Raw genomic sequence first — 18805 nt, forward strand, 5'->3', positions numbered from 1 at the left:
CCGACGGACCGGCCCGGAACCCGAGGGATCAGCCCAGCCGGATCACGTTCCAGGACAGCGGTTCCAGTACGGCGGTGAGGGTGCCGTCCGTCAGCGCCGTCCCCGCGACCGGGTGCGGGGTGACCCGGTCGGGGTCGTCGAGGGTGTTGCGGGCGTCGGGGTCGGCGTCCGCGAGCGCGCTGTGCTCCACGACCTCGGTCAACTCCAGGCCGCCGAGGGCGACTTCGAGCGGCAGCGCGTCGGTGCGGCTGCGGTTGACCGCGAAGACGGTGACGGTGCCGTCGTCGGCGCGCACGGCGGTGGCGTGCAGCAGGTCCGCCTCGCCGTACCGCTTCGTCTCGTACGTCGGTGAGTCGACGCGTACGTCGAGGACCTGCCCGCGGCCGTACCGCGAGGCCTGCGCGAACGGGAAGAACGTCGTCTGGCGCCAGGCCGCGCCGCCCGGCTCCGTCATGATCGGCGCGATGACGTTGACGAGCTGCGCCAGGCAGGCGACGGTGACCCGGTCGGCGTGCCGCAGCAGGGCGATGAGCAGGGAGCCGAAGACGACGGCGTCGGTGACGCTGTAGTTGTCCTCCAGCAGGCGCGGCGCCTCGGGCCAGTCGTCCTGGGCGAACGTGGTCGCCTGCTCCTGCCAGCGCGAGAGGTACCAGACGTTCCACTCGTCGAAGGAGAGGTTGATCCGCTTCTTGGACTTGAGCCGGGCGCCCACGTGGTCGCAGGTCGCCACCACGTTCTCGATGAAGGACTCCATGTCGACGGCGGAGGCGAGGAAGGAGTCGACGTCGCCGTCGAGCGGCTCGTAGTAGGCGTGCAGGGAGACGTAGTCGACGACGTCGTACGTCTCCTCCAGGACCGTCGCCTCCCACTCGGCGAAGGTGGGCATCGACTGACCGGAGGAGCCGCAGGCGACGAGTTCGACGCCCGGGTCGAGCTGGCGCATCGCGCGGGCGGTCTCGGCGGCGATGCGGCCGTACTCCCGGGCGGTCTTGTGGCCGGTCTGCCAGGGGCCGTCCATCTCGTTGCCCAGGCACCACAGCCGGATGCCGAACGGGTCCTTGTCGCCGTGCGCGGCCCGCAGGTCGGACAGCGCGGTGCCGCCGGCGTGGTTGGCGTACTCCTGGAGTTCGAGGGCCTCGGCGACCCCGCGGGTGCCGAGGTTGACGGCCATCATGGGCTCGGCCTGCGGGCCGATCTTCCGGAGGAAGGCGATGTACTCGGAGAGCCCGAAGCGGTTGGTCTCGGTGGAGTGCCAGGCCAGGTCGAGGCGGCGCGGGCGGTCCTCGGCCGGGCCGACGGAGTCCTCCCACCGGTAGCCGGAGACGAAGTTGCCGCCGGGGTAGCGGATGGCGGTGACGCCGAGCTCGCGGACGAGCTCCAGGACGTCCGTGCGGATCCCGGCCTCGTCGGCCGCGGGGTGGCCCGGCTCGAAGACGCCGGTGTAGACGCAGCGGCCGAGGTGTTCGACGAACGAGCCGAAGACACGGGGGTCGACCTCGCCGATCGTGAAGGCGGGGTCGAGGGTGAAACGGGCGGTGTGCATGGTCGCCTTTCGCATGGATGGTTCTGGATCACTTGCTGCTGACGACAGGCCCTAGCGGACGATCGGCCAGCCGTCCCTGGTCCACTGGAGGGTGTTCAGGCCCAGCTTGGGGATGCCGGAGTCCGCCGCGTCGTAGTAGTGGTACGCGAGGACGTCCCGGCCCCTGTCGCGGAACACCGACTCGCCTCCGGTGCCGACGAAGCGTCCGTGTCCGGCCAGCAGCAGATCGCCGCCGCCCGCCAGCAGCGGGGTGCCCGTGCTGTCGGTGTACGGGCCGGTGACCTTCGTGGATCTGCCGACCCGGATCTTGTAGGTGGAGTTCACGCCGGAGCAGCAGGCGTCGTAGGAGGCGAGCAGGTAGTAGTAGCGGCCGTGCCGCACGACGGAGGGGCCCTCGACGGCGTACGGGGCGTCCGGGCGGGTCGCCAGGTGGTGGACGGTCGCTCCGGGCACGGCCCGGCCGGTGACGGGGTCGAGTTCGACCATGCGGATGCCGGTCCAGTACGAGCCGAAGGCCATCCACAGTCTGCCGTCGGCCCGCACGACCGCCGGGTCGATGGCGTTCCAGGCGTCGGTCGTCTCGGAGGTGAAGACCTTGCCCCGGTCGGTCCAGGTGCCGGGCAGGCCGGAGCGGGAGGTGGCCACGCCGATCGCGGAGTGGTTGGTGCCCCAGGAGGAGACGGCGTAGTAGAGCCAGTACCGGCCGGCCCGGTAGGAGATGTCGGGCGCCCAGGGGTCGCCGGTGGCGTTGTACTCGTACCACCAACTCGGCGGCTCGGCGAAGGCGTTGCCCGCGTCGTCCCACTGTCTGCGGTCCTTCGACAGCCGGGCGCCGATGATCCCGCCGGTCGAATAGGCCACGTACCCGCCGGACTTCAGGCGGATGACGGTGGGGTCGTGGATGATCTGCTGGCCGGTGATCGGCTGCGGATCGGGGTAGTCGGCGGCCCGCGCGGTCGCGGGCAGCAGGGCGAGCAGGACGGCGGCGAACACCGCCGCGAGTCCGATGCGCTTCAACTGGGTAGCTCCTTAAGGGGAGTTACTGCCCGGCGAGGCCGGTGTGCGCGACACCCGCCACGATCTGGCGCTGGAAGAAGACGAAGACGACGATCAGCGGCAGGCCCGCCATCAGGCCGCCGGCCATGAGCTGGGCCCACTGGATGCCGTAGGAGTTCATGACGGTCGCGATGCCGTTCGGCATGGTCATCAGGTCGGGGTTGTTGGTCACCATGTACGGCCACAGGAAGTTGTTCCAGGAGGCGATGAAGGTGAAGATGCCGACCGCCGCGAGGGAGGGGCGGGACAGCGGGAGCACGATGGTGAAGAAGACCCGCCACCGTCCGGCGCCGTCGATGAAGGCGGCCTCCTCCAGTTCGCGCGGGATGCCCTGGAAGAACTTGTAGAGGATGTAGACCATGGCAGCGGGCGCGCACTGCGGCAGGATCATGCCCCAGTAGGTGTCGACCATGCCCATCTGCTGGACGGTGGTGAACAGCGGCACGCCGAGCACGGCGGGCGAGACCATGAGCCCGGTCATGACGAGGGCCAGCAGGGCGCCCTTGCCGCGGAACTCCGTGCGGGCGAAGCCGTATCCGGCGAGCGCGCTGACGACCAGCACCACTGCGGTGACACAGACCGAGACGACGAGCGAGTTGACGAACCAGTCGGTGATGTTGCCGGTGTCGAAGATGGCCTTCCAGGCCTGGGCGGTCCAGGCCTTCGGCAGCCAGTGCGGGGGTACCTCGACGGCCTCGGTCTCCGACTTCAGGGAGGTGAACAGGGCCCACGCCAGGGGTGCCGTCCACACCAGGGAGACGGCGACGCCCAGCAGGGTGAGGACGATCTGGCTCGGGGTCCAGGGCTTGGCGGAACGGGACTTGACCGGGATCTGCGCGGTGGTCATCGCGCGCCCTCCTCACGCTTGCGCAGCAGCCACATCCGCGCGAAGGCGACGGACGCGATGATCACGAAGAAGATGATGGAGATCGCGGAGGCGTAGCCCACGCGGTAGCTGGTGAAGCCCTCTTCGAGGGTGTACTGCACGAAGGTGCGGGTCGATTCCTCCGGTCCCGGCTGGAAGTCGTACATGACGACCGCCTGGTCGAAGACCTGGAGCGAGGCGAGGATCTGCAACGCCACGACGAGTCCGGTGATGTTGCGCAGCATGGGCAGGGTGATGTGCGCCATGCGGTGCCAGGCGTTGGCGCCGTCCAGCTTGGCCGCCTCGTAGAGGTGGTCGGGGATGGCCTGGAGGGCGGCGAGGTAGAGCAGGAAGCTGAAGCCGACCGTCCACCACAGGGTGCAGACGACGACGGCGAGCATCGCGTAGGCCTTGTCGGTGAGCCAGGGCGTCTCGATGCCGAGGACGTGGTCGACCATGCCGGTGCCGGGGTTGAACAGCCACTGCCACAGGTTGGCGGCGACCGTCGACGGCAGCAGGAACGGGGCGAAGAAGCACAGCCGCCACAGCCACTTGGCGCGCTCGATATGGTGGGCGAGCATCGCCATCAGGAAGGCGAGGACGGTGATGCAGGGCACGACCAGGAGCGTGAAGTACGCACTGTGGCCCAGGGAGTTCCAGACCAGCGGATCGTCCAGCGCCTCGCGGTAGTTGTCGAGGCCGACGAAGTTCGCGCCGACGCCGGAGATGTTGGCGTCGGTGAGGCTGAGGTAGACACCGCGCAGCACGGGCCAGATCACGAACAGCACGAACAGGACGAGGAAGGGGGCGATGAACCAGCCGCCGTGCTGGAGCCGCCGTCCCATGCGGTCGCGCAGGCTGTCGGTGCGGCCCGAGGCTGCGATGTCGCGCGTCCGGGCGGGTGCGAGAGCGGTCTCGGCGCTTGTCGTGCTCATCAGGAGGCACCTCCCTGCGCTGCGGTCCTGCCGTCCATGGGGTTCTTCATGACCAGCAGTTCTTCCAGGACGCCCTTCATCCGGCGGGCGGTCGCGTCGGGCTTGGCGGAACCGAGGTTGGACGCGGCGATGACCGGTCCGATCCGGGAGGCGAGGGTGCCGGTGGAGCCCGCGAACCACACCTTCGGCTCGGTGGCCTGGTGGTCCATGGCGGAGACGTACTCGTTCTGCGGGGTGAGCTTCTTGTACGCGGCGGAGGACAGGGTCGGCCGGTAGGCGGGGATGTGGCCGCCCTCGGCCCAGACGAGGGCGTTCTTGACGATGTACGCGGCCAGTCGGTGGGCGGCCTCGTTGGTGGCGCCGGAACGGTGCGTCTGGTGGGGCAGGACGAAGGAGTGCGACTCGGCATGGGTGGCCGCCGTGCCGAAGACGGGCGGCAGCGGGGTCGCCCCGTATTCGATCTTCGCGCCGTTGTAGACGGGCACGGACCAGTTGCCCTCCCAGGTGAACGGCGCGCCGTTGATGAACTGTTCGGCGTCGGCGGCGCCCGCCTGGGCGTAGCCGTCGGTGACGTGCTGCCGCAGGAACTCCAGGACCTGGGTGGCCTTGTCCTCGTCGAAGGTGACCCGGGTGCGGGCGTCGTCGAAGTAGGTGCCACCGAGCTGCTGGTAGAAGGCGACGAAGAACCACCAGGAGAAATTCTGGTCGTTGGCGTGCAGGCCGAGGGTCTGGAGTCCGCTCTTGGTGGCCTTCTTGGCGGCCTTCAGGACGTCGAACCACTCCTGGGTGGAGGTGACCGGCACGATACGGCCGTCGTCGCCGAGCAGTCCCGCCTTCTTCAGGACGTCCTTGCGGTAGAAGCAGAGCTGGACGTGGATGTCGAGCGGCAGCGCGTACAACGTGCCGTCGATGACGGCGCGTTTCCACAGCGCCGGGTTGAAGTCCGCCTCGTTCAGACCGTATTTGGCGAGCAGCTCCATGTCCCAGGGGTCCAGCAGGCGGCCCGGGGCGAATCCGGCGACGCGCCCCAGGTGCATCACGCTGAGGTCGGGGGCGCGGCTGCCGGCGGCCGCCATGGCGAGTTTGGTGTAGTAGGGGTTGCCCCACTGGAGGGTGGAGTCCTTCACCGCGATGTCCGGTGTCGCCTTACGGAAGGCGTCCAGCATCGCGATCATGTTGTAGCCGTCGCCGCCGCTGAAGAGGTTCCAGTACCGCACGCGGGTCTGCGAGCCGGCTGCGAGCGCGTCGGCCCCGGTCCCGAGTGCGGCGAAACCGAAGCTGCCCGCGACGAACAACCCTCCGAGTCCGCCCAGGAGTTGCCTGCGATTCAGGTCAGGTCGTCCCATTCCCTGCCCTAACTGTTCGAGATATGCGAAAGAAACGTCGTTCGATCGTTCAGTGCCGTTCGATGCCGTTCGGTATTTCGGATAGCGCTCGCAACTTCGAACGGGACCGTAGAGTCGAAGCGCTTCCGCGTCAATGGTTTGCACACGACTCACCTGACGGCGAGCACCAAGCACAGGGCCGCGAGCGGCAGTTCCGCGGCCACGGCCACAGCGACCGCGACGGCCGGCTCGGGGCCGGGTGCGGAGGTGGCGAGGTCGAGGCAGACGTCGGCGAGGAGGAGCACCGCCGCGGCGGCGCGCACGGTGGCAAGGTGCTAGCGTCCGGGCCCGTGGACGACAGTGTGTACGTGGGCAATGCGGGCAAGGACGCGGCACTGGACAGGGGATGGATCCTGGGCCACTTCAAGGACCCGGACGATCCGCGGCACTGTGCGGCGGTGGAGATCAAGTGGGGTGTCCACCCCCGTGGCGAGGAACGCGTGCAGTGGGTGACGGGCGAGCAGCGCACGGCCGTCCTGGTCCTGATCAGCGGCCGCTTCCACGTCCGGCTCCCCGGTCGCGTCGTCGTCCTGGAACAGCAGGGCGACTACGTCGTGTGGGGCCACGGGGTCGACCACTCGTGGTTCGCGGAGGAGGAGTCGGTGGTCCTGACCGTTCGGTGGCCGTCCGTACCCGGCTACGCCGCCTGACGGTGTCCCGGGATCGGGGTCGGCACGGCGGGCGACGGCATCGCATGCCGAAGGGGTGGGTGTTCCGAACCAGGTTCGGAACACCCACCCCTTCGGTCGCGGCCGCGGAGCCCCGCTCCGCCCCGGCTCCTACTTCAGGTAGACGATCCCGTCGGTGGTGACGGTGGGCCGCCCGCTCGTCGCGGTGACGACGATCTTGACGGTGTGCTTGCCCGCGACGGACCAGTTCTTGGTCCAGATCGCGCTGCGGTACGCCGTCGTGGCCGACTTCAGGTCGACGGTGGCGGCCTTGGTCCCGTCGACGTAGACGTCGGCCTGTCCCGAGGTGGCCGCGCGCGAGACGATCCAGGACACCGAGCGGCCGGTGAACGTCCAGCTCAGCGAGGCGTTCTTCGTGGAGCTGCCGAGCGAGGCGCCGCCGAGGTAGCTGGTGGACGTCTTGCCCGTCCAGGTGCCGGTCCTGACTGCGGACGTCTCCTGCACGATCACCGGGGCGGCCGACGCCGAGGCGACGGCGGTGTTGCCCGCCAGGTCCTGAGCGGTGAGGCCGAACGCGGTGGCCGCACCGGACTTGGCGGTCAGCGCGGCGCTGGTGACGGTGGGTCCGTAGGTCCTGGCCGCGGGGGCGGTCAGCCGGACCTCCTTCAGGCCCGCGGTGTCGGTGGCCTTCCAGGCGAGGGTCACCGGCACGGCGGCGGTGTCGACGGTGCCGGTGCGCAGCGACAGCGCCGGCTTGGTCGCGAACACCGGCGGGGTGGTCTCCGCCGTCACCGCGACGGCCGGTGTGGTGACGGTCCTGCCCGACTGGTGGGTCGCGCGCACCTGCACGGTGTGGCTGCCGACCGCGAGGGTGACGGCCGCGGAGGTCGCGGTGCCGGTCTTGCCGACGACGCTCTTGCCGTCGACGAGCACCTCGTACTTCGAGATGAGGGCGGCCGGTGTGGTGGCGGCCCAGCCGACGGTCACCGCGCCCTTGGTCAGGTAGGTGCTTCCCGACAGGGTCGCGCCGGTGAGCGACTTGACCGCGAGTCCGGCGACGGGGCCCGCGGCCCAGGTGCGCACGGTCGGCAGCCGGCTGTACAGGACCGTGCCCGGGCACTCGGTGGCGTAGGCGTCACGGTGGCCGGAGATCCGGTTGAAGTCCGCGGACTGCCCGAGGGCGAACTTGCCGTTGGCCTTGCCGGCCGTCAGGGTCACCTTGCCCAGCGGGTCCACCCCGTACTGGCCGAGCTTCCAGGCGGCCAGCCGGGCGATGGCGGTCTTCGCGGCGGCCGGCGCGTCCACGTCCGTGTACGTACCGATCACGGCGATACCGGTGGTGTTGGTGTTGAAGCCCTCGGCCTGCGCCCCGATCACGGGCCGGTCGATGCCGCCCTTGCGCCCCTCGAAGATCGTGCCGCACTTGTCGACCACGAAGTTGTAGCCGATGTCCTTCCAGCCCTGGTTCAGGTGCATGGCGCGCAGACCGCGGACGATGGCCGGGGAGTCGGCGCAGGAGTAGGTGTTGGTCTGGGCGGTGTGGTGGACGAAGACGGCCTTGACGGTCGTGCCGTACTCGGGCGACTCGGTGTTGAGCGTCTCGTCCGCTCCCCAGGCCGCCCGGCTCACCACGGGCGGCTGGGGCACGGAGGACGGCGGGCCCGCCGTGGCGCTCGCCGACGCGGTGGGCGCCGTCGAGGCCGTGGACGTCCCACCGGCGGACGGGGAAGCCGCCGTGGCCGTCGCCGACGTCGTCGGGGCGGCGGGCGTCTCGGTCGCGGACGCGGGCTCGCTCACCGACGGCTCGGTGGTCTCCGTCCCGGGCGTCGAGGAGGTGCTCGGGTCGCTGGGAAGGTCAGTGGGTTCGGGGCTCTCCCCGTCCACGACGTAGGCCGCCGCCTGCATCCCCCTGGACGCGGAGACGCCGGGATCGACCACGTCCAGCCGCAGCCCGGCGGGCAGCGTGCCGCCCGCGGCGACCTTGAGCTCCACCCCGTCCGACGGTCCGAACCAGGCCGCGCCCGTGGCTCCGCGCATCCCCTTGCGCGCCGTGTCCTCCCCGCCCCCGCCGTCCGCCTCCAGCGTGAGCCAGGAGGACCACTTCTGGCTTCCGGCCAGTCGGGTCCTGGCCTCGACCGCACCCCGGACATGCGCGCTCGGGTCGTCCCACGACAGCCTCAGCATGCTGAACGGCTCCATGCCGGACCGGCTCAGCGAGACACCGCCGGCGCCGTCGGCGCGCAGCGCGGTGGACCGCACATGGGTGACGATCGGCCCCGCCGCCTGCTTCGCGTCCGCCCCGGAACCGGAAGGATCGGTCGCCCGGACGGCGACGATCGCCCCCGCCGACACCGCGGTCGCCACGGCGACCGCCCCCCACATCACACGCCGCTTCACGCAGCCCACACCCCATGCACACTCGGATCAGGACGGCCCGCAGCGGGGCGGCACAGCGCAGCACCCCCCGGGCCCGGAGATACGGAATGTACACGATCAGTTTACACGTTCAACTAATTCACCCTGAAACCAAGGCGGTTGACTCGATCGGGTTCGGTGCGGCGCGCGCAGGCGCCGGTCCCGTCAGGGTTCGGGGAACACCAGGGACACGCCGTAGTCCCGCTCGGCCCGGCGCAGCGCGGGGAAGAGGGTCGTGCGGAGCGTGCGGATCCCGGCGGCGTGCTCGGCGAGGAACCGGGTCCGCAGGCGCAGGCGTGCGGGTTCGCGGACGGCCTCGACGGGGCGCATGCAGGTGGCGTACGCGCTGCCCAGCGCGCGCTCCGTGGCCGGGAGGTCGGCGGGGGCCGCACGCTGCTGGCGGGCGTCCGCCATGGACATGAAGCTCTGCTCGTCGCGGGCCGACACGTCCTGCTCCGCCAGGCAGTCCGCCAGACCGCGCTTGGCCTTGAGCACGGCCGGGTCCTCACGCAGGGACATCAGCTCGCCGAACCACTGCTGCTGGAGCGGGACGTAGAGGTCGCGTACGGCGTCGGCGGCCCTCGTGCCCGCCGCGCGGCAGTCCTTCACCTCCGCCGCGCCGCCGGTCTGGGTCGCGCCCGAGGGGGGCACGAGGGCGGGCACCTGGGCGCTGGCGCTCAGGCCGTGGCGGGCGACGAAGTCCAGGTCGGGGAGTTCGAAGAAGCGGATGAACGCGGGCGGGACGTCGTCCGGGAGCGCGATCCCCTTGCGCTCGGCGCAGCGGGCAGTGGCGGCCCGTCCCACCTGCCGGCCGAACACGTCCAGTCCCTGGGTCCACCGGGTCTCGGCTCCGACGGCCGGAAGCACCATGCGCACGGGGTCGTCCGGCAGGGTGCGGCCGAGACGCGCGGGGGCCACGGTCCCGGCGGCCGTGTCGGCCGGCCCGGCGGGGTCGCCCGCGCACGCGGTGACGAGCAGGGCCGTGGCGGCGACCGCCGTACGCGCCAGGAACCGGGCCCGGAGCATCCGGGTCACTCCTCTCCTTCGCGGGGCGCCCGGGGTCCCGTCCGGGTCGGGACGGGACCCCGCGGCGGGGATCGGGGTCAGTGCGTGATGTGGACGGTGTCGCCGCCGTGCGTGGCGCTCGCCACGGTGAACAGCGCGTTGTCGGCGACGTCGGTGCACAGCCAGTACGTCTTGTCGCTGGCACTGTGGCTGCCGTCCTTGGCCCAGACATAGCCCGCGTCGCAGGTGACATAGCTGTCGCTGGAGGAGTGGTACAGACGGCCGGCGTAACCGTCGTATCCGTTCGCCGACGCGTCGTCGGAGTAGGTGAGGTTCAGGTCGCTGCACGTGCTGGTGGACGACTTCCTGACCGTGGTTCCCACACTCTCCGGCCCTCCGGTGAGGATCTTGGTCGTCACGCACGAGTTCGCCGTCGCGGACGCGGAGGGTGCGACCACCAGACAGGTCGCGGCGGACACCAGCGCGAACGCGCCGGCGACGATGGCCTTCTTCATGGTTCCCCCAGCTTCGAATCGTCACGGGTGGGACGAACCGCCGCACCCGGCCGTGCTCACGCCGGACACGCTCGCAGAGCCGGACGGAGCGGGACCACGACCTTCGACGGGTATCGAAAGAGCCGGGCCGAGGACCGGAGGCCGTTGCTCCGATGGTGCGGGTGGGGATGGTGTGGCTCATGTGACGTGTGGGGCGTATTGGAGAGGAGTGACCCGCCGTGGCGTGTGACTAGAAGTCGACGGTGGCGATCGACCGGTCGGGCGCGGCCGGCGGCGTCCGGCGGAGCATCGCCGCGCCGAGCGGGGTCAGGGTGTGCAGCACGGTGTTGTGGCGGCGGTTGCTGACGACCAGGCCCGCGTCGCGCAGCACGGTGGTGTGGTGGGTGGCGGTGGCGGGCGAGATGCCCAGGGCGCGGGCCAGTTCCGACGTGGTCGCGCCGAGGACGAGCGAGCGCAGCGCGGCCGCGCGGGTGCGGCCCAGCAGCGCGGCGAGGGAGCATTCCGCGGGGCGGCGGGGGCCGGGGTGCCGGGTGCCGTACAGGGGATAGACGAGCACCGGTTGCAGCGTGTCGTCCGCCAGGGAGACGGGCCCGTTCCAGCAGAAGTAGGAGGGGACCAGGCGCAGCCCCCGGCCGTCGAGGTACAGGTCACGGTCGACGACGTAGTCGACCTCCAGGACCGGGGCCCGCCAGCGGACGGTCGGGGACAGTCCGGCGAGCAGACCTTCGATGCCGGTGTCGAGGGTCTCGCGGGCGCACAGGGCGCGCTCGCCCTCGATCGAGGCCCGGATGCGGTCGTGGTGCGGCGCGATCACCGCCCGGTGATAGGCGCGCAGGAGCTTGGCCAGTTCCTCGCGGGCCCCGCGTTCCACCAGGCGTGCGGCCCAGGCGGGGGCGCCGCTGCACTCGTCCAGCATCCGGATCTCCTGGGCGACCCGGTCGGGCGGGGTGTCGACGATCGCCGCGAGACCCGCGTCCAGCCCGTCGGCGGCCCCGGGCGGCGTCAGGAAGTCCGGGAGGTAGGGGGCTCGGGGCAGGACGGGGACGAGCATCCGGCGTACCGCGTCACCGAGCGGCGTGCCGGTGAGCACGGCCCGGGTCTCGCGGTACCACTCGGCGAACGCCCAGCGGCCCCGCGACGTCTGGAGCCGGTGCAGGCTGCACGTGATCTCCCAGAGCGGGTCGGGCGCGCTCGCCATCCTGACGCGCGCGAGGTCCTCGGGGGTGAAGTGGACACGCAGCACGGCTTCCGTACCCTCTCCTGAAGCGCCTGTGGTCCTGGTCGGCAGCAGCCTGTGCGACGGCCGCCTCAGGGACAACACGGCGATTCGGCCGCTCCACCGCGTCACGGCCGGACCACGGCTGTCGGTCGGGGCGCGCGGCCTCGGGGCGTGCCCCCGTCGGCGTCGTGACCGAGGACGGCCGCCTCGCCGTGGGGCGAGGCGGCCGCCGTGCCGTGCGGACGGGACCCGGCCCGTCGGTGGAACCGGTGTCGCTTCAGGCTGGTGTCACTTCAGGTAGGGGCCGTCGCTTCCGATCTTGCCGGGGCCGTCGAGCACGTACACCCGCAGGTTGCCCTTGCCGGGGGCGGCCACGGTCAGGGAGCCGCCGGTGACGGTCTTGACGTCGCCGGTGACGGCGTCCCGGTAGGTGCCGTTGGGGATGCCGGTGTAGGTGGCGCCGCCGGTGACCGTGACCAGGGCGAAGCTGTCGGTCGACCCACTGGTGTAACGGCGCTTGAAGGCCATCGAGCCGCTGATGCCGTCCGTCGAGTACTGGCCCGACTGCAGGGCCGGGACCGCCCGGCGGATCTGGTTGAGCCGTTGCAGGTGCTTGACCAGGGGCTGGGAGAGGGTGGTGGCCACCTCGCCGCTCGCGGAGTCGACCTTGCCGAAGTCGGAGACGGTGAGGCTTCCCGCGAGGTGGTCGCCGTAGTACGCGCGGCCGGTGGTCGCCAGCGGGCAGGTCGGCCCGCAGTCGATCTGCTTGCCCGCCTGGAACTCGATCTCCGATCCGTAGTACAGCGTCGGGATGCCGCGGAAGGTCCACATCAGGGACATGTTCTCGGCCCAGGCGTCGGTGCCGCCGCTGTAGCGCGTGCTCGACTTGTTGGGGCCGTAGTCGTGGCTGTCGACGTAGACGACGTTGTACGTGGCGTCGTTGACGGAGTCGTCGGAGTCCTTGCCGTTGTTGTAGGCGTTCTGCGCGTCACCGAAGTTCATGTGCATACGCATGTCGATGATGTTCATCCCGGAGAACTGGCTGCGGTCCGGGGTGTGGTAGCTGTTGCCGCTCAGGAACGCGTTGGTGGAAGTGGGCTGGTTGCCGGTGCCGAGCTGCTCCTCGTAGTTGTACTGCTCGATGGCGGCCGTCTCGTCGTCGGCGCTGTAGTCCTTGCGCTCCTTCCAGGTGAAGAACTGCGCGGAGTGGTTCACCGAGCCGCGGTTCCACTTGTCGTTGACGAACGCGCCGACCTCGCCGAACACGAAGAAGTTCTTGGCGGCGTCCGTGCCGAACCGCTGGGTGACGCGGTCGTAGATGGCGGGCAGGAAGCGGCGGTTCCAGGTGACGCGCGGGATGTGCACGGCCGTGTCGATGCGGAACCCGTCCACGCCCATGTCGATGTACTTGTCGTACGCGCCGATCAGATAGTTCTGGACGGTGGCGTTCTCGGTGTTGAAGTCGGCCAGGTCCTCGTGCAGCCAGCACGAACGCGAGTCCTCGCCCTCCCAGTTGCCGATCCAGCACTGGTGGTAGTACGCCTTCGGGAACATGCCCGAAGTGGGGCTCGGCCACTGGCAGTTGTACAGGGTGTAGCCCTCGGCGCTCTTGCCGCCGGTGGGCTTGCCCCAGTTGAGGCAGGTGTTGCCGGAGGGCTCGGCGGTCGACCACAGGTCGCCGTTGTAGTACGACTTCCCGGACTTGGGCTCGACCGTCAGGCCGTCGTACTCGAAACCGTCGTTCTTCTCGTCGTAGTACCAGCTCCACTGGCTGTCGCGGACGCCGTACACGGTCGGGGTGAACAGGCCCTTCGCGCCCCAGCGGGAGCTGTGGTTGTAGACGACGTCCTGGTAGATCTTCATGCCCTTGGCGTGGGCCGCGTTGATGAGGTCCTGGTACGAGGCACCCGCGGACTCCAGACGCGGGTCGACCTTGTAGAAGTCGTAGCCGTGGTAGCCGTGGTAGTCGTAGTCCGAACGGTTGAGGACGACCGGGGTGATCCAGACGGCGGAGAAGCCGAGCGCCTTGATGTAGTCGAGCTTGTCGACCAGACCCTTGAAGTCGCCCCGGAACATGGGGTCGTTGTTGGCGGCGTTGCCCGACTTGACGTCCTGGCTGCCGCCGCGGTTGTTGGAGCTGTCACCGTCGTAGAACCGGGCGGTGAGGACGAAGTAGATGGGGTCCTTGCGCGGGTCGGTGCCCAGCGGCGTCCCCGAGGCCGGCGCGGGAGCCTTCTCCCCGGTCGTGACGGTGGCCGCGGCGGAGGCGGGCGAGGTGTTCCCGGCCGCGTCGACGGCCTTCACCGTGTAGGTGTAGGTGGTCTTCTCCTCGAGTCCCGTGTCGGAGTACACCGTCGAGCCGACATCGGTGACGACGCTCCCCTTCGTGCCGCCGGTACGCGTGAGCTGGTACTTCGTCACGGCGGTGTCGTCCGTCGCCGGGTTCCAGCTCACCACCACCGAGGTGTCGGTGGCGCTCGCGGTGACCCCGGCGGGTGTGGTCGGCGCCTGGGTGTCGGGGGCCTGGGCCGCGCAGGGGTCCTTGGCGTCGGCGGTGACGGTCCGGTCCTTCACCGTCGTGGTGCCGGACGGGATCGTGTAGTCGGCGCTGTTGTTGTTGTCCCAGACGCCGTTGCCGTTGTTGAAGACGGCCTTGAGCGAGGTCGCCGTGCCGATGTCGAGGGTCTTCTTCCACCAGCCGGTGCAGGCGCTCTCCATGCCGACGCCGGGGACGGTCGTCCAGGAGCCGCCCGTGGGCGCGTAGTGGATGTTGGCCGTGGTCCAGCCGGACGTGGCGGTCGAGTAGTACACGGTGGCCTGGTTGCCGGTGCCGGTGCCGGTGCCGGCGCACGGGTCGCTGTGGGCGATCACGCCGTCCTTGACGGTGATGGTGCCGGTGCCCAGGGCGTAGTTGTTGCCGCCGTTGTTGTCCCAGGTGCCGCTTCCGTTGTTGAAGGTGGCCTGGAGGCCGGTGGCCGAGCCGAGGTCGACGGTCTTCTTCACCCAGTCCGTGCAGGCGGCCTCCATCACCACGCCGGGAACGGTGGTCCACGAACCGCCGTCCGGGGCGTAGTGGAGGTAGGTGGAGGCCCAGTTCTTGGTCTTCGTGTAGTAGAAGACGGTGGCCGTGTTCGACGTGTCGGCCGCCGTCCTCAGCGCGACGGGGCTCGCGTCCGGCATGCCCGTCAACAGTCCTGACAGGCCGGCCACCGCCGCGATCAGTGCGAGCGGGCGGCGCAGTCGGACCGGCAGACGCGCTCCGCGCGGCGGTCTGCGTCTTCCGGGACTCATGGGTGCGGGTTTCATGGTTTCCCCTTGTTGCAAGAAGAACCGGCAAGTTCCTGAAATTTGTTGCAGCGGAAACTACAGGTGCATGACAGTCCTGTAAATGGATCGCGCACCCCTTCCCGCAGAAAGCGCGTTCCCGCCCTGCGCGGGGCGGGCGCCCGTCTCACAAAGGGCGGGTTGCCGTCCTGCGCGAGCCGGGCGCCCGCCTCACGCAAGCCGGGCGCCCGACCGCGCCAACTCGCCGTTCCGGTGTTTGCTTCCGGAATCGACGATCGCCACGATGAACTCCGTGGTTCTGACTCCGGGCTGGGTGTGGCAGGGCGGCCCGGCGCGCCGGGCGCTGGGCACCGGCGTCCCCATCGGGCTCTTCCTCGGCGCCTTCGCCCTCGTCGAGTCGGGCTCCTGGATCGCCGCCGCCGTGGTGTTCCTGCTGCTGAGCCCCCTCCATGGCATCCGGGCGGCCAGACGGATGGGCAGGGCGTGGCCCGGGGCCGCCGAACTGGACGCGGCCGACCGGGCAGCCGTCGTACGGGCCACCCGGCGCGGCGCGGACCTCGGCGATCCCCGCCTGGCGCCCGCGGTGATCGACTACGCCGAGGCCCTCCGCAGCGTTCGCGAACAGGACCGGATCAGACGGTGGGCGGTCGCGGCCCTCGCCACCGCGGCCCTGGTCCTGGCCCTGTACGACACGCACTCCGGGGAGCGGGGGGAAGCCGTGGCGTCGTGGCTGATGCTGGCGCTGTTCCTGCTGGACCTGACCTGGCGGCCAGGCCAGGAGGCAGCGGTCGTCGCCCGCGCGCGGCGGGCGGCGGACTCGGCCCGCCGCACCCTGCGCCGCGATCCGGCCGACGACCGGCCCTGAGGCCACGCGCACCGGGCCGCCCCGGCGGGCACGGCCCTCGCCGGGGCCGTGCGCGCGGGCGTCACAGACGTACGACGATCAGGGCGATGTCGTCGCGCGCGCCGCGACTGACCCCCAGGCGCGCCAGAAGGGTGTCCGCGAGCCGTTCGGGGTCCAGCCCCACGCAGTAGTCGCGCAGGACACCGGTCAGCCGGTTCAGACCGACGTCGATGTCCTCGTCGTGACGCTCGATCAGACCGTCGGTGTACATGACCAGCGTGTCCCCGGGACGGTAGCCGGTGCCGGCCTGCGGGCGCGGTACGTGTTCGGGCCGGGCGCCGAGCGGTGGATCGGTGGCCTGGTCCAGCAGTTCGCTGGAGCCGTCCCCGTGCATCAGCACCGGCGGCGGATGACCGGCGCTGGAATAGATGACCAGGCGGGAGCGGGTGTCGATCAGGGCGGTCACCGCCGTGGCGGCCAGCGCGCCCTCCACGGAACGGGCGTAGAGGCCGAGCACCTCCATGGCCTGCGCCGGTCCGGTGACCGCTCGACTGGCCGCGGAGAGCGCACTTCGGAGCATGCCCATGACAGTCGCAGCCTCCAGGCCGTGCCCCACCACGTCGCCCACCGCGACGGCGAACCGGTCGTTGGCGAGATCGACGGTGTCGTACCAGTCGCCGCACACGTTCAGCGAACCGACGGCGGGCAGGTAGCGCACCGTGACGTTCGGGTGCCGGGCCAGGTCGGGGGCGCGCAGCATCGCCTCCTGAAGGGTGATGGCCACCTGCCGCTCGCGGGCGTGGGCCCGGCGCAGCTCCTCGTTGAGCCGCTGGAGCTCCTTGGCCCGGATGTAGAGCTCGGCCTCCATCCCCTCGGCCCGTTCGCTCGACGATCCGGCCGACGACCGGCTGCGCCAGCCGCGGGCCCGCACGAAGGCGGTCACGTCCTCGACCCGGTGGATGATCCACGCGACATCGCCGTCCGGCCCCAGCACGGGCGTGTTGACCGGGGACCACCACCGCTCCTCGAACCGGCCCGGCCTGCTCGCCACGGGGATGTCGTAGCGCTGCACCGCCAACGCGTCCGGCTCCCGGGTGGCCAGCACGCGCTCCATGGAGGCCGTCAGATTGCGCATCCCGTCCGCATTCGGGCTGTCCGGGTTCTCGGGGAAGGCGTCGAACAGATACTGGCCGATCAGCTCGTCACTCGTCCGTCCGGTCGCCCTGCCGTACGCCTCGTTCACACCGACGATCACCAGCTCGGGGGTGAGCACCAGGTAGGGGCTGGGCGTGGCGGCGAACAGCGCGCGATAGTCGACCTCCCCCGTGGCCGCGTGCGCACCGTCGGCTGCCGGGATCTCCACCCCTCCAATCTACGAGCCCTCCCCGGCCCGCGCCCGCCAGCACCGGCGGCCCGTGCGGCGCCGACGCACACGGAATGCCGGATTCCGATGATCATTCCCACCCTTGGACGACCGGTGTCCACCTGGCGTTGCACCGGCACCCTTCGGGTGGGCGAACGATTTCGGCCATGCCCCATATGACACGCGTCAAAGCCGTTTCCGTACTGCCGGCCGCCCTGATGCCCCCGCCCCGACGGCGGGGGCGGCCCCCACCTCGCCGAACGGCTGATCAAGCTGGACGGCACGACCGACGTCCGCGACGCGGGCGGCTCCCGCATCACCGACGGCAGCCGGGTGAGGACGGGGGTCGTCCACCGCTCGGACGCACTGACCGGCCGCCCACCGCCGACCCGGCCGAGCTCGAACGGCTCGGCATCTGCGTCGACCACGACCCGCGCACCACGTCCGAGCACACCGGCGCGACCGCGAAGGCGGCCTGCTCCAAGGTCTTCACCGGGATCGTCGCGGACACCGACGGCACGCCGCAGCACTGCACGGCGGGCAAGGACCGTACCGGCCGGGCCGATGCCACCCTGCTCACCGCTCCCGGCGTACCGCGGGAGACGGTGACGACGGAGCACCTGTCCTCCGACGCCTGCCGAGCGGCGGTCAACGCCGCCGCCCTGGCCGCCATGCCCGCGACACAGGCCGCGGTCCACAAGCCGATGCTCGACGTCCACCCGGAACTCCAGGCTGCCGTCGGACGGCACACCGCCGAGGACCCGGTCGGCCGGCCCCCATGCGTCGAACATCCTGACGGCGCGGGTCTCGACGATGCCGGCGCGCTGACGCTGTGTCACATACGCGCGCGTCCGGCGTTCCAGCACGACGCAGTCGACACCGCAGCGCCGCGGCGCCGCAGCAGGTTGGCGACGGTCAGAGCGGCCGGACCGGCACCGATCACCACCACGGTCGCGGACTCCGCCGGAATCGACGACTCCGTCGACTCCCCCTCTTTCGCGGCCGCTTGACCACCTCCGGGGGCAGCCCAGGCCCGTGCGCTCCGGCCCGGAAAGGCCGAAGTCGCCCTCCGCGGGTACGGGCGGAGGGCGACGGTGAAGCGGAAGTACGGCCGCGTTACGGGAGGTTGCGGGCCATGACGATGCGCTGGACCTGGTTGGTGCCCTCGTAGATCTGGGTGATCTTGGCGTCGCGCATCATGCGCTCGACCGGGTAGTCACGGGTGTAGCCGTAACCGCCCAGGAGCTGGACGGCGTCCGTGGTGACCTCCATCGCCACGTCCGAGGCGAAGCACTTGGCCGCGGCGCCCTGGAAGGTGAGGCCTCGCTCTCCACCGCCGGCGGCAACGCGCTCCGACTTCGCGGCGGCCGCATAGGTGAGCTGGCGGGCGGCCTCGATCTTCATCGCCATGTCGGCGAGCATGAACTGGATGCCCTGGAAGTCGGCGATCGGCCTGCCGAACTGCTTGCGCTCGCGGACATAGCCCTTGGCGTAGTCCAGGGCGCCCTGGGCGACACCGAGGGCCTGCGCGGCGATGGTGATACGGGTGTGGTCCAGCGTCTTCATCGCCGTGGCGAAGCCCGTGCCCTCCTCGCCGATCATGCGGTCCGCGGGGATGCGCACGTTGTCGAGATAGACCTCACGGGTCGGCGAGCCCTTGATGCCGAGCTTCTTCTCCGGCGCGCCGAACGAGACACCCTCGTCGGACTTCTCCACCACGAACGCGCTGATGCCCTTGGAGCGCTT

The 18805-nt window shown here is 70.7% G+C and carries 16 protein-coding genes; 3 read left to right on the forward strand and 13 right to left on the reverse strand.

Annotated features, from left to right (window positions below; all coding sequences use genetic code 11):
• Positions 1–28: 28 nt before the first annotated feature.
• From arfA to ACWC24_RS32505, 6 genes are all read right to left on the reverse strand, one after another.
• Positions 29–1543, reverse strand: coding sequence for an arabinosylfuranosidase ArfA (arfA, locus tag ACWC24_RS32480; RefSeq protein ID WP_450666493.1), 1515 nt, complete (start codon positions 1541–1543; stop codon positions 29–31).
• Positions 1544–1594: 51 nt separating this feature from the next.
• The gene (locus ACWC24_RS32485) at positions 1595–2560 is read right to left on the reverse strand and encodes an arabinan endo-1,5-alpha-L-arabinosidase (RefSeq protein ID WP_450666476.1); all 966 of its coding nucleotides are present in this window, start codon (positions 2558–2560) and stop codon (positions 1595–1597) included.
• A gap of 22 nt (positions 2561–2582) precedes the next feature.
• Positions 2583–3446: a carbohydrate ABC transporter permease gene (locus ACWC24_RS32490; RefSeq protein ID WP_450666477.1), complete on the reverse strand. Its 864-nt coding sequence runs from the start codon at positions 3444–3446 to the stop codon at positions 2583–2585.
• Positions 3443–4399, reverse strand: a complete 957-nt coding sequence (locus ACWC24_RS32495) for a carbohydrate ABC transporter permease (RefSeq protein ID WP_450666478.1) — start codon at positions 4397–4399, stop codon at positions 3443–3445. Before ACWC24_RS32495 ends, ACWC24_RS32490 begins: the two co-directional genes overlap by 4 nt.
• A complete protein-coding gene (locus ACWC24_RS32500; protein WP_450666479.1) occupies positions 4399–5745 on the reverse strand; it encodes an extracellular solute-binding protein in 1347 nt (448 codons plus the stop codon). Before ACWC24_RS32500 ends, ACWC24_RS32495 begins: the two co-directional genes overlap by 1 nt.
• A gap of 149 nt (positions 5746–5894) precedes the next feature.
• Positions 5895–6047, reverse strand: coding sequence for a hypothetical protein (locus ACWC24_RS32505; protein WP_450666480.1), 153 nt, complete (start codon positions 6045–6047; stop codon positions 5895–5897).
• A 27-nt stretch (positions 6048–6074) separates the two neighbouring features.
• Between ACWC24_RS32505 and ACWC24_RS32510 the strand changes: the two genes are divergently transcribed.
• Positions 6075–6434 carry a signal peptidase I gene (locus ACWC24_RS32510; protein ID WP_450666481.1) on the forward strand — a complete coding sequence of 120 codons (360 nt, stop codon included), beginning with the start codon at positions 6075–6077 and terminating at the stop codon, positions 6432–6434.
• A gap of 129 nt (positions 6435–6563) precedes the next feature.
• On the opposite strand, the gene ACWC24_RS32515 is transcribed toward ACWC24_RS32510, so the two are convergent.
• From ACWC24_RS32515 to ACWC24_RS32535, 5 genes are all read right to left on the reverse strand, one after another.
• Positions 6564–8795, reverse strand: a complete 2232-nt coding sequence (locus ACWC24_RS32515) for an N-acetylmuramoyl-L-alanine amidase (RefSeq protein WP_450666494.1) — start codon at positions 8793–8795, stop codon at positions 6564–6566.
• Between the two features lie 198 nt (positions 8796–8993).
• On the reverse strand, positions 8994–9854 hold the full coding sequence (locus ACWC24_RS32520) for a hypothetical protein (RefSeq protein WP_450666495.1): 861 nt from the start codon (positions 9852–9854) through the stop codon (positions 8994–8996).
• Positions 9855–9931: 77 nt separating this feature from the next.
• The gene (locus ACWC24_RS32525) at positions 9932–10348 is read right to left on the reverse strand and encodes a hypothetical protein (protein WP_450666482.1); all 417 of its coding nucleotides are present in this window, start codon (positions 10346–10348) and stop codon (positions 9932–9934) included.
• A gap of 229 nt (positions 10349–10577) precedes the next feature.
• A complete protein-coding gene (locus ACWC24_RS32530; RefSeq protein WP_450666483.1) occupies positions 10578–11591 on the reverse strand; it encodes an ArsR/SmtB family transcription factor in 1014 nt (337 codons plus the stop codon).
• A gap of 264 nt (positions 11592–11855) precedes the next feature.
• A complete protein-coding gene (locus tag ACWC24_RS32535) occupies positions 11856–14858 on the reverse strand; it encodes a carbohydrate binding domain-containing protein (protein WP_450666484.1) in 3003 nt (1000 codons plus the stop codon).
• 277 nt (positions 14859–15135) lie between these two features.
• Here ACWC24_RS32535 and ACWC24_RS32540 point away from each other — a divergent pair, with 277 nt between their 5' ends.
• Positions 15136–15717: a hypothetical protein gene (locus ACWC24_RS32540; RefSeq protein ID WP_450666485.1), complete on the forward strand. Its 582-nt coding sequence runs from the start codon at positions 15136–15138 to the stop codon at positions 15715–15717.
• A gap of 61 nt (positions 15718–15778) precedes the next feature.
• Here ACWC24_RS32540 and ACWC24_RS32545 read toward each other — a convergent pair whose 3' ends face one another.
• Positions 15779–17059, reverse strand: coding sequence for a PP2C family protein-serine/threonine phosphatase (locus tag ACWC24_RS32545; protein WP_450666486.1), 1281 nt, complete (start codon positions 17057–17059; stop codon positions 15779–15781).
• Positions 17060–17226: 167 nt separating this feature from the next.
• Between ACWC24_RS32545 and ACWC24_RS32550 the strand changes: the two genes are divergently transcribed.
• Positions 17227–18069, forward strand: coding sequence for a tyrosine-protein phosphatase (locus tag ACWC24_RS32550; RefSeq protein ID WP_450666487.1), 843 nt, complete (start codon positions 17227–17229; stop codon positions 18067–18069).
• Positions 18070–18175: 106 nt separating this feature from the next.
• On the opposite strand, the gene ACWC24_RS32555 is transcribed toward ACWC24_RS32550, so the two are convergent.
• On the reverse strand, positions 18176–18805 hold a 630-nt coding region (locus tag ACWC24_RS32555), incomplete at its 5' end, for an acyl-CoA dehydrogenase family protein (RefSeq protein ID WP_450666488.1).

This window comes from Streptomyces sp. NPDC001443, from assembly GCF_053597355.1.